The following is a 12998-nucleotide window of genomic DNA, read 5'->3' as shown; positions in this document are numbered from 1 at the left end:
CGGCCGTCCACACGACCGTCGGTGGCGTGCGCGACACCACACGGGTCAAGGGAGGATCGACGTCGTGAGCAGCAGGCCAGCGAGGGGCGCTGCTCGCCTCGCCGCCATACTCGACGCACTGCCCGACGCGCTGCTGCTCGTCAACGGGAACGGCACCGTCGTCAACGCCAACACCATCGCCGTGGAGACCCTGGAACTCCCGGGCGCACCGCTGGTCGGCCGCGGCCTGCTGGACATCGTCCCGGACTTCGATCCGCGGCGGATCCCGGGCTCGATGCGCCGCCCGGACGAGGACCACGGCGCGCGGACCAAGCCCACCCGGATGGTCGCGCGGCGCACGGACGGCAGCGAGCTGTGGGTCGAGGTGACCAGCGCGCTGCTCAAGGGGGGCGCCGCCGTCTCGCCCTATGCCTCCGCCGTGGAGGCGGCCTTCTTCGACGACGACAGCTCCGAGGAACTGCTGCTGCTGGTCGTCCGCGACCTCACCGGCACCCTGGACACCGAGGCCGAGCTGCTGCGCCAGCAGCGGCAGACCGAGATGATCCTGCGCGCCGCCTCCCAGGGCGTGATCGGCGTGGACACCGCCGGCCGGGTGGTCCTGGTCAATCCGGCCGCCGCCCAGATACTCGGCCACCGTGCCAGCCAGCTCGGCGGCCAGGAGCTGCATCCGCTGATCCATCACTCGCGTCCCGACGGCACACCCCTGCCGTACGAGGAGACACCGCTGCACGACACCCTGGCCTCCGGGCGCAAGCACCGGGTGCGCGGCCAGGTGCTGTGGACCAGGGACCGGCGGGCGGTGCCGGTGGACCTGACCACCGCCCCGGTGCGGATCGGGGACCAGCTCGTCGGCGCCGTGCTCGCCTTCACCGACCGCCGTCCGTACGAGTCGCTGTCCGCCCGGCACGGGCAGTTGCTGGCCGTGCTCGGCGAGGGGCTGCGCGGCCCGCTGGAGGAGCTCAAGCGGGAGCTGGCCACCCTGGCCAACGACCCGGCCGGCCAGCTCTGGCCGGAGGCCAACCAGATACTGCACCACCTCTCGGCCGGCTACTCGCGGATGACCACGCTGGTCGACAATGTGCTCAGCTACCAGCGGCTGGACGCCGGTGAGGAGCAGCTCAGCCGCAAGCTGGTCTCGCTGGACGAGGTGGTGAACGCGGGCGTGGAGGGCGCCACCGAGCTGATCGGCCCCGGCCGCGCGCAGTTCGCCGTGCACGCTCCGCCGATCGAGGCGGAGGTGGACCCGGACCGGCTGGCCCAGGCGATCGCCCACCTGGTGGCGGATGTGGCCGGGGTCGACGCCACCGGCCGGCGGCCGGGCGGTTCGAACGCGGGTGATTCGACGATCGTGGTCGCCGCGGCGCAGCGCGGCGAGGTGGTGCGGATCGAGGTGCGCGGGCCGTTCACCGGCGGTGATCCGGTGCATGCGCCGCTGGTGCGGGGCATCGTCCGGCTGCACGGCGGGGTGCTCCAGACCCATGAGCTGCCGGGGGCCTCGGCCGGACAGGCCTATGTGCTGGAGGTGCCGGCGAGTGCCTCGGCCGCCGGGGAGCGGCCGGCCGCGGGCGAGCGGCCGGGAGGCGGCACGTCCGGCGGCGGCAGCGACGGCGGCGGACAGGACGGCAGCGGGGAGACCACGGTGATGCCGGTTCCCACGGAACCGGCCCGCGGTACCACCCAGCCGGTGGGAGAGACGGCTCAGGCCCGGCACGGGGTGGCGGCGCGGTCCGGGCCGGGGGTCCCGGCCCAGGGGCGGGCCGCCGGCCGGCACTCGGGCTCCGTCGAACTGCCGGCCCGGGCCCAGGGGCAGCAGAACCGGCAGCGGAGCGAGGGGCAGGGACCGGGGCAGGGGGAGAGCCAGGGGCGGGGACAGGTCATGGTTCCGGCGCAGGGCGGCCAGCCCGTCCCGCCGCCCACCGGGCGGCGGCGCCGGGCGCCCGCCGAGGAGACGCCTGCCCAGCCGGTGCCCGTGCCCCGGCCTCAGCCGGAACCGCAGGGCCGGCCGGAACCGCATCCGCAGCCGCATCCGCAGCCCCGGCCGGAATCGCAGGGCCGGCCGGAACCGCATCCGCAGCCGCATCCGCAGCCCCGGCCGGAATCGCAGCCGCATCCGCAGCCCCGGCCGGAATCGCAGGGCCGGCCGGAACCGCATCCGCAGCCGCAGGCGGCGGCCGGTGCCGAGGAGGAAACCGCGGGCGGTACCGGCCGCCGGCGCCGGGCGCTGACCTCCGTCGACGCCGCGCCGGAGGCCCCTGCCGCGGAGGCGCCCGCCGCCGTGCCCGCGCCCGTCGTCGGCGGGCGGCCGGAGGACGAACAGCCGTCCGGACGCCGGCGGCGCCGGGCCATTGCCCAGGTCCCGGCGCAGCCGGAGCAGCGCCGGGAACCGATCGCGCTGCCCGCCGCCGAGCCGCAGCAGCAGCCGCAGCCCGACCCGCGCGCACCGCAGCCTCAGCCGCAGGCATCCGCCCCGCCGCCGGGAACCCCCGTACTGCCGGAACAGGCACGCGGGGCGCGAGCGGGCCACCCGGCCGCGCCCGGTATGGAGCAGCCTCAGCCGCAGCCCGAGGCCGAGCAGCCGGCCGGCCCGGCGCCCGCGGGGGAGGACGACGAGCCGCCGGTGATGGAGCACACCGTGGTGGCGGCCAGTCCGATCCTCAATGGTTCCGTACCGCAGCCGCAGTTGCCCGCACCGCAGCCGCTGCCCATGCCGGGCAGCGACCGCACGGGCCGCCCGGACGCCCGGGCCTCGGCGGTCAATGTGCAGACCTTGGGCCAGGGCATCCCGGTCTCCCAGCTCACCCAGCAGTTGGCGGCCGAGCAGCCGCAGCAGCAGCAGCCGCAGCAGCAGCAGCCGGGCGCGCTGCCACCCGGCGCGTATGGGCCGTCGCCCGCCCCGGCGCCGAACGCCGCGCCCCCGTCCGCGCCCACCCGGCGACGCAAGCTGGCCACCCCGCCGCCCGAGAATCCGGGACCGGCGCAGACACCGGCCCCGGCGCCGGGCCCGGGCCGCCCCCAGCTTCCCTCCCGTCCTCAGCCCTCGGCGCCGGACCGGCCGCAGCCGTCGGCGGCGGCATCCGCACCGGCACCGGCCGTGCAGCCGCAGCCGCAGATGCAGCAGCGGGCCGGGACCCCGGCGGGCCGGTTCCCGCAGCCCGCCGCGTATCCGCGCACCGATGAGCAGCGGCCGGCCGGGCCGGCCGGTCACCCCGGGCCCGGCCTGCCCGGCGCGCCCGGCGCCGCCCACCCCGCCGAGGGCGGACGGCAATTCGCCATCAGCGCCCCGGCCGCCGGTTCCGGCGAGGGCCCGGAGCCGCTGGACGGGCCGAACGGCGCGGTCGAGGTCACCGGCGGCCGGAGCCATCAGCTCCCGGCCGCCGCGCCCGGGGCCGCACCGGCCGACGACGAGCTGCCGCCCGAGCCGCTGGACAACCCCCGTCGCCTGCTGGTCTGGCCCGAGCCGGACCCGTCCACCCAGCAGGCACTCACCGACTGCGGCTACCGGCCGGTCCTGGTGCAGTCCCGGGAGGAGGTGGACGCGCAGATCGCCGCCTATCCGGCCGCGCTCTTCGTCGATCCGCTGACCGGTCCGATCACCCGGACCGCTCTCCAGTCGCTGCGCCAGGCGGCGGTGGCCGCCGAGGTGCCGGTGCTGGTCACCGCAGGGCTGGGCCAGGCCGGGCGGGACGCCGCCTACGGCGCCGATCCCGCCGTGCTGCTCAAGGCGCTCGCCCCCAGGGACAGCGAGCAGCATCCGCCGCGGGTGCTGCTGGTGGAGGAGCGGGAGCCGATCGTGGCGGCGCTGACCGCCTCGCTGGAGCGGCGCGGCATGCAGGTCGGGCACGCCCCCTCGGACCCGCAGGCGGTCGAGCTGGCCGCGCAGTTCCGGCCCAATCTGGTGGTGATGGATCTGGGCCAGGTGCGGCCGCGGCGCGCCGGGATCGTGGACTGGCTGCGGGCCAACGGACTGCTCAACCGCACCCCGTTCGTGGTGTACACGGCGGGCGGGCTGGAGCAGGCGGAGCTGCCGCAGCTCGCCTCGGGGGAGCGGGTGCTGTTCCTGGCCGAGCGGGCCACCACCGAGGACGTGCAGGACCGGATCGTCGATCTGCTGGCGCGGATCGGGGCACATTAGGGACCCGGCCCCGGCCCCGGGACCGTTTCCGGCCCCGGGACCGTTTCCGGGCCCGGGCCGGAGCCGGGGCCGGGGGCACGGCAAGGAGCGGGCGGGGAAGGTCCGGGAACCTTCCCCGCCCGCTCGCCGGGTCTCGCGCCGCCGGCCGGTCAGTCCAGCAGGGTGACGTCCAGCGCGCCCTCGGCGTACTGCCGGCGCAGCACCTTCTTGTCGAACTTGCCGACGCTGGTCTTGGGCACGCTCTCGATCAGCGCCCAGCGCTCCGGCAGCTGCCAGCGGGCCACCCGGCCGCTGAGGAACTCCCGCAGCTCCTGGTATCCGACGCCGGTGGTGCCCTCCTTGAGCACCACCGTGGCCAGCGGGCGCTCGCCCCACTTCTCGTCCGGCACCGCCACCACCGCGGCCTCGGCGACCGCCGGGTGGCCCATCAACTGGTTCTCCAGCTCCACCGAGGAGATCCACTCGCCGCCGGACTTGATCACGTCCTTGGCCCGGTCGGTGAGCGTCAGATAGCCGTCCGGGGTGATCACCCCGACGTCACCGGTGCGCAGCCAGCCGTCCGGGCTGAACTTGTCCTCCGGGCGCAGCTCCGCGCCGCCCGGTCCGCCGTAGTAGGCGCCGGCGATCCACGGGCCGCGCACCTCCAGCTCGCCGGCGGATGTGCCGTCCCACGGCTTGACGTCGCCGTCCGGACCGATCAGCCGCGCCTCCACCAGGCAGGGGAAGCGGCCCTGGGTGATCCGGTACGGCCATGCCTCGTCGGGGGTGAGCCCGGACGGCGGGTGCGCCACGCTGCCCAGCGGAGAGGTCTCGGTCATTCCCCAGGCCTGGACCACCTTGATGCCGTGCCGTTCCTCGAACGCCTTCATCAGCGCGGGCGGGCAGGCCGAGCCGCCGATGGTGACGCTCTGCAGGGAGGAGACATCGCGCGGATTGGCCTCCAGCTCGGCCAGCAGGCCCTGCCAGATGGTGGGCACGGCCGCGGCGTAGGTGGGCCGCTCCGCCTCGATCATCTCGGCCAGCGGGGCGGGCTGGAGAAAGCGGTCCGGCATCAGCAGATTGATGCCGCACATGAACGCCGAGTGCGGCAGCCCCCAGGCGTTGACGTGGAACATCGGCACCACCGGCAGGCAGGTGTCCTCGTCGGTGAGGCCCATCGACTCGGCGGTGTTGACCTGGAGGCAGTGCAGAAAGATCGAGCGGTGTGAATACACCACGCCCTTGGGGTCGCCGGTGGTGCCGGAGGTGTAGCACATGGCGGCGGCGGAGCGCTCGTCCAGCTCCGGCCAGTCGTAGTCGGTGGGGCGGCCCTGGAGCAGGTCCTCGTAGGAGTGCACGGCGGGCTCGGCGCCGTCCAGCAGGGAGGTGTCGCCGGGGCCGACGACCACGATGTGGCGCACCGTCTTCAGGCCGGGCAGCAGCGGCGCGAGCAGCGGCAGCAGGCTGCCGTTGACCAGGATGACCTTGTCCTCGGCGTGGTTGATGATCCAGGCCAGCTGCTCGGGCGGCAGCCGGAGGTTCAGGGTGTGCAGCACCGCGCCCATGCTGGGGATGGCGAAGTACGCCTCCAGGTGCTCGCCGTTGTTCCACATCAGGGTGGCGACCCGGTCGCCCTCGGTGACGCCGAGCTCGTCGCGCAGGGCGGCGGCAAGCTGTGCGGTGCGCTCGCCGGTCTCGGCGTAGGTGCGGCGCTGCGGTTCGGCGCCGGTCCAGGTGACGACCCTGGATTTGGCGTGAATCGTCATGCCGTGCCGCAGGATGCGGCTGACCAGCAGCGGAACGTCCTGCATCGTGCTGAGCACCGTGTCCTCCCGGGGGTACGAGGGGTGGCGTTACGCGCGGGTAACGCCGTACGCCCCGGCAGTCTGACACCGACCGGACGGTATGTCATGAGGTCGGGCGCATATTCGGGGCGGAAATATGGCATCGGGCCCCCGCCGTCCGCCGTCCGCCGTCCGCCGTCCGCCGTCCGCCGTCCGCCGTCCCGCGCCGCCCCCGCGCCGCCGGGGGTGCCGGCCTCAGGCGGCGGCCAGCGCCCTCGCCCCCGCAAGCTCGTCGTCGTCCTCCTCGGCCAGCCGGGCGTCCACCACGGCGGCCAGTGCCGTGTCCTCCCGCAGCTTGGCCAGCGCCCGGGACACCGCACTCTTCACCGTGCCGACCGACACCCCCAGCAGCTCGGCGGTCCGCGCCTCGCTCAGATCCTCGTAGTAGCGGAGCACCACCATGGCCCGCTGCCGGGTCGGCAGCCGGCGCACGGCCTGCCACATGGCCTCCCGGACCGCCTGCACCTCGGCGGGGTCAGGCTGGGGCAGCGGCTCCGGCTCGGGCAGCTCGTCCACGGCGTATTCGTCCACCCGGCGCTTGCGCCACTGCGAGGTGCGGGTGTTGACCAGCGCCCGTCGGACATAGCCGTCCAGCGCCCGCTGGTCGGTTATCCGTTCCCACTGCACATAGGTCTTGGCAAGGGCGGTCTGGAGCAGGTCCTCGGCATCGCTGGGGTTCGCGGTCAGCGAGCGGGCGGTGCGCATCAGCACCGGTCCGCGGGCCTTCACATACGAGGTGAAGGTGAGCGGCGTCACCTGCGCGGCGGTGGCTGCGGTCGAGGTGCTCCCTGGCGTGGTCATGCTCCATAACTTAGGAGCCGGACCCCCTCCGGCGGATCGGCCCGAGGTCGCGATGCGTTCTCCGCCCCAGGGAGTAGAGGGGTACCCGGAGACACCTCCTGGAGGTGGAGGGACCCCGCAGGGTCCCCCGGGACCGCCTCAGGGATTCACCTGATGATCGCCCGCCGGGCCCGGCGGGCGCGGACATGGCGGCGCGGCCGTACCGTCCACGGTACGGCCGCGCGCCCGACCCGGTGAGCACACCATTCGGTCGTTTCCGCCCCGGCTGCGACCCCGGGGAACCGGCCTACGAGCGGTCCACCGTGGGAACGAAGGACACGAAGTTGATGTCGACGTTCGACTGGCCGACCACGGTGGGACCGGTGCCGACCACGCCCGCGGTGTTGCTCTGGTTCGAGGCGCCGCCACCGGTGGCGATCTGCTGGGTGGTGGCGGAATTGCCGTTGTTGGTGCCCCCGACCCCGCTGCCGATGATGGTGCCGACGGACGCATTCGATCCGTAGCCCGCGAACGACCCGCTGTCGAAGCTGTCGGCGTGGGCCACTCCGCCGAGCAGCCCGGCCGCCAGGGGCAGGGCGGCGAATGCGGCCACGACGCGAGCGGTACGGATGATTGCCATGTATTCCTCCAGGCTCAAAAGCTTTGGGCCGCGGGGAGGTTGGCCGGCCACCCCGCGAGGGAACGACGTCGCGGATGCAGAGTTGCCCGGGAAGGTTCCGGCGAACGCCCCGGGACCGCGTTGTTCCCTCGCACGAATGACAATCCGCCGGTAAACCCCGGGCGCCTCACCTGCCGCTCGCGTGCGCCGCCACATCCCTTCACGCGCCGTCACCGCACACTTCCAGGCGGCTCGCCAGCCCTGGATCGGGCCGCGGAACGGTGCCGAAGTCGTGGTCGTGCTGGACGGCCAGGCGTCGCACGGCCGCGGCCAGCTCGCCGTTCCGGCCGCGGGCCCAGAGGTCGTCCGCGGGGCCCGCGCCGAGGCCGCTCAGGGTGCGCAGCAGCATCGATTCCACGGTGCTGAAGCCGTTGCGGTACATCGGACGGGAGGGTTCGTCCCAGGCATAGAAGGCCCGCAGCGGATCCCGCACCCCGTCCCGCTCCCGCGACCGTTCCCGGTCCTGCTGCCAGTCCTGCTGCCGTTCCTGTTCCTGTCCCCGGGGCCGGGGCCGCGGTCCGGCTTCCCCGCCTGCCGCGCCCGTCCCCCGGTCCGGTCCGCCGTCCCGCTCCGCCGGGCCGTCCTCCTCCAGCGCCGCGGCCTGTGCCGCCCAGTGCTGGGCGTCCCGCAGCTCGCCGCGCTGGAGATGCAGCAAGTAGAGGAAGAGGGCAGCCGTGGAGCCGCCGGCCCCGGCGCAGAACTGCCACCAGAACTGCGCGCCGTCGGTATTGCCCGCCAGATGCAGCAGGCAGGCGAAGGTCAGCGCGCCGTCCGGCTCGATCCGCGGCGAATCGACCAGACCGGCCATGTTCCCCACCGCCCGGGAGTCCCGGATCACCCGGGCGCAGAGGGCCAGCAGATCGTGCGCCGCCTGCTCCGGCAGGCTGACCGGCAGCGGGGCCTGTGGGCGGGCCAGGAAGCGCCGGGGGTCGGTGTCCCGGTGCAGTGTCTGGCCCCAGGCCGCTTCTGCCAGTTCCCGTTCGATACGCAGTCGCGAAGCGGCGATCTCCTCGGCGCCCGCCCCGCCGAACGGGACGGCGGCGTCCGCCAGCAGGCTGTCCAGCCCGTCATCCGGCCGCATCACGCTCCTCCCTCCTTCTCCCTCTCCCGTTCCGTTGCCGGTTCCCGCCCGGCCGTGCCGCCGTCGCCGTCCGCCGCTTCCCCGGGCACCGGCCCTTCCGGGCCCTCAGGATCGGCGTCGGTGTGCAGTCCCAGCTCGCGGCCCAGTTTGCGCCGGGCGGCCGTCCGGTGGCTGCGCACGGTCGCCTCCGCCACGCCGAGGATCTGGGCGACCTGCGGACTGCGGTGACCGAGAACGTACTGCAGGACGATCACATCGAACTGCCGTTCAGGGAGATCGGCGATGGCCGCATAGAGCCCGATCGCGCTCTCCAGAGCGGCGAAGCGGTCGCGGACATCGCTGAGCACCTTGCGGCAGACCTTGCGGAACGCCGCGGTCTCCGGCATCGCCGGCCCACGGCCGAGAAATATCAGCACCTCGGCGATGCCCGCCTTGAGGATCGCCCAGGCCGCGGCGGCCGGCGCCTCCTCACGCATCAGCCTGTTCCAGTGCACCGCGAGGTGGACGAACACCCGGTGGACGAGCTCTTCGGCCTCGCGCCGGTCGCCGAGCTGGAGTTCCGCGTACGCCAGGTACACCGGGTAGAACTGCTGGTGGAAACCCCGCCAGGCGGCGGGAAGCCGTACATTCAGTTCGCGCACCGCCCTGTCCGGCTGCCGCCGGTCGTCGTCGCCGGTCCTCATGCGCGCCTCCCGTGGTCGTGCAGCACCGGATCGGCCCGGCGGCGGCTGCCACGGTCGCCGCCGCTGCCGCCGCGGTGCGGCTGCCGGCGCTCGGCCAGGGCATCCGCGCCCACCCGGACCCCGACGCCGAGCACCCACCGGACCAGGGCCCGCACATCCGGCGCGAGCACGCGCAGCGCGATGGCGAGGACCAGCACGCTGTTCACGGAATCGTGGCTCAACACTGCGCTCCTTACTGTGGGGTCGGCGCACCAGGAGAGCGCCCTCGCTCTCAGCAATCAGCTAAGCGCGTTGGGTGGTGAATTGTTGAATCCACTTTCGAGTCCTTGCGGAACCACTGCCTCCACTTCTGTGCATCAGCACCGGCACGCATCCCGCCCCGCCTTTGGCCCTGCCACCGCGCCCCGCCCTGACCAGGCCCGACCGTGCGACTTTGCAGTAACCCGGTGCAACACCGCAAATACCTGACGCAGCCAGCCACTTATGCCCGATGTGACCGACTTCACATGCCTCCCCGGCCCCCCGGGAACCGCCCCACCGGGCGAGACACCATAAACCCCGAAGGGGCGCCCGCGTCTGGCGGGCGCCCCTTCTGATCAGCATGTTTGCTGACCTGCGCGGAGGCTGTGGGATTTGAACCCACGGTCGGGTTGCCCCGACGACGGTTTTCAAGACCGTTCCCTTAGGCCGCTCGGGCAAGCCTCCCGGGTGCCGCCGTGGGGTGGTGCGGCACGGGGGACAGCGTAGCGTCTGCGGTCCGGCGGGAGGTCAGTTGCTGTCGCCGACTCGGGAGTCGAGGGTGACGGTGGCGGTGTGCTGCTCGCCGTCCCGGAGGTAGGTGAGCTCCACGGTGTCGCCCGGTTCGTAGGTCCAGATCTCGGAGATCAGGGTCGGGCCGCTGTCGATCAGGCGCTCGCCGAACTTGGTGATGACGTCGCCCGGCCGGAGGCCGGCCTTGTCGGCCGGGCCGCCCTCGACCACCGGCTCGGAGCCCTCCGCGCCCTCGGTGGAGATCTGGGCGCCCGACGTGGCGGTCTCCCGCATGTCGACCGAGACGCCGAGGATCGCGTAGACCGGTTCGCCGGTTTCGATCAGGTCCTCGGCGACCCGCAGTGCCTGGTTGATCGGGATGGCGAAGCCCAGGCCGATGCTGCCGGCCGGCTGGCCGAGGGCGCTGCTGGACTGGATGGCCGAATTCACCCCGATCACCGCGCCGGAGGCGTTCAGCAGCGGGCCGCCGGAGTTGCCGGGGTTGATGGAGGCGTCGGTCTGCAGTGCGCTGAGGTACGAGGCCGCGCCCAGGCCGTCGCTGGCGGCGACCGGCCGGTGCTTGGCGCTGATGATGCCGGTGGTGACCGTGCCGGACAGTCCGTAGGGCGCACCGATGGCCACGGTCGCGTCGCCGACCGCGACCTTGCTGGAGTCGCCCATGGCCAGGGGTTCCAGATCGCGGTCGCCGGCGTTCTCCAGGCGGAGGATGGCGACGTCGTAGCCCTGGGCGCCGCCGACCAGCTCGGCCTCGTAGGTCTGGCCGTCCGAGAAGGTGACGGACAGGGTGCCGCCGTCCTCGGCCGGGGCCACTACATGGTTGTTGGTCATGATGTGGCCCTCTTCGTCGTAGACGAAGCCGGTGCCGGTGCCGCCCTCGCCGCTGCCCTCGGCGGTGATGGTGACCACGCTGGGCAGCGCCGCCTCGGCGATCCCGGCCACCGACTCCGGGGGCCGCTCGGTGCGCTCGCCCCCGGCGGTGTTCACCGTGGAGGACGGTCCGGAGGTGTAGGAGGCGGAATCGGCGGTGTCCGCGGCGAGGTATCCGATGGCGCCGCCCGCGCCGCCCGCCACCAGGGTGAGCGCGGCCACGACCGCGATCAGGGCGGAGCGGCGGCGCGAGCCGGCCGGCGGGGGCGGCGGGGGCGGGTAGGACCAGGCTCCGGTGCCGGCCGAGGGCGGGGGCGGCGGGGGCGGAGAAGGGGGAGGCGGGGAGGAGGGGGGCGCTGCGGGAGGGGTGGGGACGGAGGGGGGCGCGTCCGGCCGGCCGGGGACGGGCCCCTCGGGCGGACGGCCGGTGGTGCCGTCGTTCTCGGTGCTCACCGCGGTTCTCCTCGGGTGCACATCAGGGGGGGGCGGACAGGGACAGTAGCGGTCGGTAAGGGTCGGAGTGCTGTTCCGACCCTAAGGAGATGTGGGGAGTTTCGCGCGCGGGACGTCAGTGCGGCGTAAGCCTGTGCGAACGGACTCCGGGCCGGATGGCACGATGAGGCGATGAGCGGTCGACGGGAGCGGGACGGCCACCGGATCATGGTGGTGGCGCACCGGGGGGCCTCGGAGGAGGCGCCGGAGCACACCCTGGCGGCGTACCGCAAGGCCGTGGCGGACGGTGCCGACGCGCTGGAGTGCGATGTCCGGATGACCGCCGACGGCCATCTGGTCTGCGTCCATGACCGCCGCGTCAACCGTACCTCCAACGGGCGGGGAGCAGTGGCCGCCATGGAGCTGGCCGAGCTGTCGGAGCTGGACTTCGGCTCGTGGAAGTCGCCGGGCGGCGGCGCGGAGAGCCCGGACAGCCTGGATCCGGAGGGCACGGCCGTGCTGACCCTGGAGCGGCTGCTGCGGCTGGTGGCGGAGGCGGACCGCCCGGTGGGGCTGTCGATCGAGACCAAGCATCCGACCCGCTGGGCCGGGCAGGTGGAGCGGCGGCTGCTGGAGCTGCTGCGCGCGAACCCGGTGCCGGGCCCGGTGCGGGTGATGAGCTTTTCGGCCCGGTCCCTTCAGCGGGTGAAGACATGGGCGCCGGAGGTGCCGACCGTGTACCTGATGCAGTTCATGCTGCCCGGGAACCGGTCCGGGCGGCTGCCGGCCGGTGCCCGGATCGCCGGGCCGAGCATCCGCATCCTGCGCCGCGACCCCGGCTACGTGGCGCGGGCGCACGCCGAAGGGCATCAGGTGCATGTCTGGACGGTGGACGCGCCCGAGGATGTGGAACTGTGCGCGGCGCTGGGCGTGGACGCCGTGATCACCAATCGCCCGCGTTCGGTGCGTGCACTTCTCGACGGCCTGCCCTGACGGCGCCCGGACATCGGATTCTGAAGGCCCTGCCTGGGCAAACGTCCGGTTGTGCCGACAATTGTCCTTACGGGACGTTGAGCCTCATGGCACAGCCAGTGAGAATACTGCGCCTTTTGATGTGACGATCATTACAAACACATCAACAGTTCCGGTTGCATCGGTTTCCGGCCGAAGTCGAGAGGGCATCTGACCTGTGGCGTGGGGCAAAGGAGGTCTCGGGGGTGGCGTTGGTGGTAACTCGGCAGGTGCCGACGTCGTCGACGATGTCCGTACCCCACGGCCCGGCCGGTGTGGGTGAGGCGCGTCGCCGGCTGCGGCAGGATTTGCGAACCCGTGGCGCGTCGGACGCGATCATCGATGACGCGGTGCTCATACTTTCCGAACTTCTCAGCAATTCGTGCCGGCACGCCCGGCCGCTGGAGGACGAGCAGGTGCGCGCCTCCTGGGGCCAGGACCAGGACGGCGAGGTGACCATCGCGGTCACGGACGGCGGCGGGCCCACCCGCCCCCGCCTGGGCATGCCCTCGGTCACCGCCCGCGGCGGACGCGGCCTGACCATCATCCGGTCGCTGGCGCGCGACTGGGGTGTGCTGGAGGGCGACCCCTCCGGCGCGGTCACGGTCTGGGCGGTGCTGCCCTCCGTGCCGCCGCCCGCGTCGCGCGGCTAGGCGGCGGGGCGGCTAGGCTCACGCACGGCGCCGTGGCCCGGCCCGGCGCCACAGGACGGAGCAGCCGCCGGGTCCGTGCCGGAGGG

Annotated in this window: 10 protein-coding genes and 1 tRNA gene; 3 read left to right on the top strand and 8 right to left on the bottom strand. The window is 73.7% G+C overall.

Going from position 1 to position 12998, the window contains the following annotated elements; all coding sequences use genetic code 11:
* Positions 1 to 64: 64 nt before the first annotated feature.
* Entirely contained in the window at positions 65 to 4132 is a 4068-nt protein-coding gene (locus tag BM242_RS19260; RefSeq protein WP_107365150.1) for a PAS domain-containing protein, read from the top strand.
* 149 nt (positions 4133 to 4281) lie between these two features.
* On the opposite strand, the gene BM242_RS19255 is transcribed toward BM242_RS19260, so the two are convergent.
* The 8 genes from BM242_RS19255 to BM242_RS19220 all read right to left on the bottom strand — a co-directional run bounded on the left by BM242_RS19255 (position 4282) and on the right by BM242_RS19220 (position 11269).
* Positions 4282 to 5934: a long-chain fatty acid--CoA ligase gene (locus BM242_RS19255; RefSeq protein WP_093840123.1), complete on the bottom strand. Its 1653-nt coding sequence runs from the start codon at positions 5932 to 5934 to the stop codon at positions 4282 to 4284.
* A 216-nt stretch (positions 5935 to 6150) separates the two neighbouring features.
* Positions 6151 to 6756 (bottom strand): SigE family RNA polymerase sigma factor, encoded by a 606-nt coding sequence (locus BM242_RS19250; RefSeq protein WP_093840122.1) that lies wholly within the window; start codon positions 6754 to 6756, stop codon positions 6151 to 6153.
* A gap of 286 nt (positions 6757 to 7042) precedes the next feature.
* Positions 7043 to 7375 (bottom strand): hypothetical protein, encoded by a 333-nt coding sequence (locus BM242_RS19245; RefSeq protein WP_093840121.1) that lies wholly within the window; start codon positions 7373 to 7375, stop codon positions 7043 to 7045.
* 199 nt (positions 7376 to 7574) lie between these two features.
* Positions 7575 to 8495 carry a hypothetical protein gene (locus BM242_RS19240; RefSeq protein ID WP_093840120.1) on the bottom strand — a complete coding sequence of 307 codons (921 nt, stop codon included), beginning with the start codon at positions 8493 to 8495 and terminating at the stop codon, positions 7575 to 7577.
* Positions 8495 to 9178, bottom strand: coding sequence for an RNA polymerase sigma factor (locus BM242_RS19235; protein ID WP_093840119.1), 684 nt, complete (start codon positions 9176 to 9178; stop codon positions 8495 to 8497). Before BM242_RS19235 ends, BM242_RS19240 begins: the two co-directional genes overlap by 1 nt.
* On the bottom strand, positions 9175 to 9399 hold the full coding sequence (locus BM242_RS29540; RefSeq protein ID WP_175541493.1) for a hypothetical protein: 225 nt from the start codon (positions 9397 to 9399) through the stop codon (positions 9175 to 9177). The genes BM242_RS19235 and BM242_RS29540 overlap by 4 nt, the downstream gene beginning before the upstream one ends.
* A 397-nt stretch (positions 9400 to 9796) precedes the next feature.
* A tRNA-Ser gene (locus BM242_RS19225) sits at positions 9797 to 9883 on the bottom strand.
* Between the two features lie 63 nt (positions 9884 to 9946).
* Positions 9947 to 11269, bottom strand: a complete 1323-nt coding sequence (locus tag BM242_RS19220) for a S1C family serine protease (RefSeq protein WP_093840117.1) — start codon at positions 11267 to 11269, stop codon at positions 9947 to 9949.
* Between the two features lie 171 nt (positions 11270 to 11440).
* Between BM242_RS19220 and BM242_RS19215 the strand changes: the two genes are divergently transcribed.
* Together BM242_RS19215 and BM242_RS19210 are read left to right on the top strand one after the other, a co-directional pair.
* Entirely contained in the window at positions 11441 to 12241 is an 801-nt protein-coding gene (locus BM242_RS19215) for a glycerophosphodiester phosphodiesterase (RefSeq protein ID WP_093840116.1), read from the top strand.
* Positions 12242 to 12507: 266 nt separating this feature from the next.
* Positions 12508 to 12912 carry an ATP-binding protein gene (locus BM242_RS19210; RefSeq protein WP_425443883.1) on the top strand — a complete coding sequence of 135 codons (405 nt, stop codon included), beginning with the start codon at positions 12508 to 12510 and terminating at the stop codon, positions 12910 to 12912.
* The last annotated feature ends 86 nt before the right edge of the window (positions 12913 to 12998 follow it).

Origin of the sequence: Streptomyces aidingensis, assembly GCF_900112355.1 — a bacterium.
GTDB classification, from domain to species: domain Bacteria; phylum Actinomycetota; class Actinomycetes; order Streptomycetales; family Streptomycetaceae; genus Streptomyces; species Streptomyces aidingensis.
The sequence above is the reverse complement of the archived record's forward strand: the minus strand, read 5'-3'. Positions and strand labels throughout refer to the sequence as shown.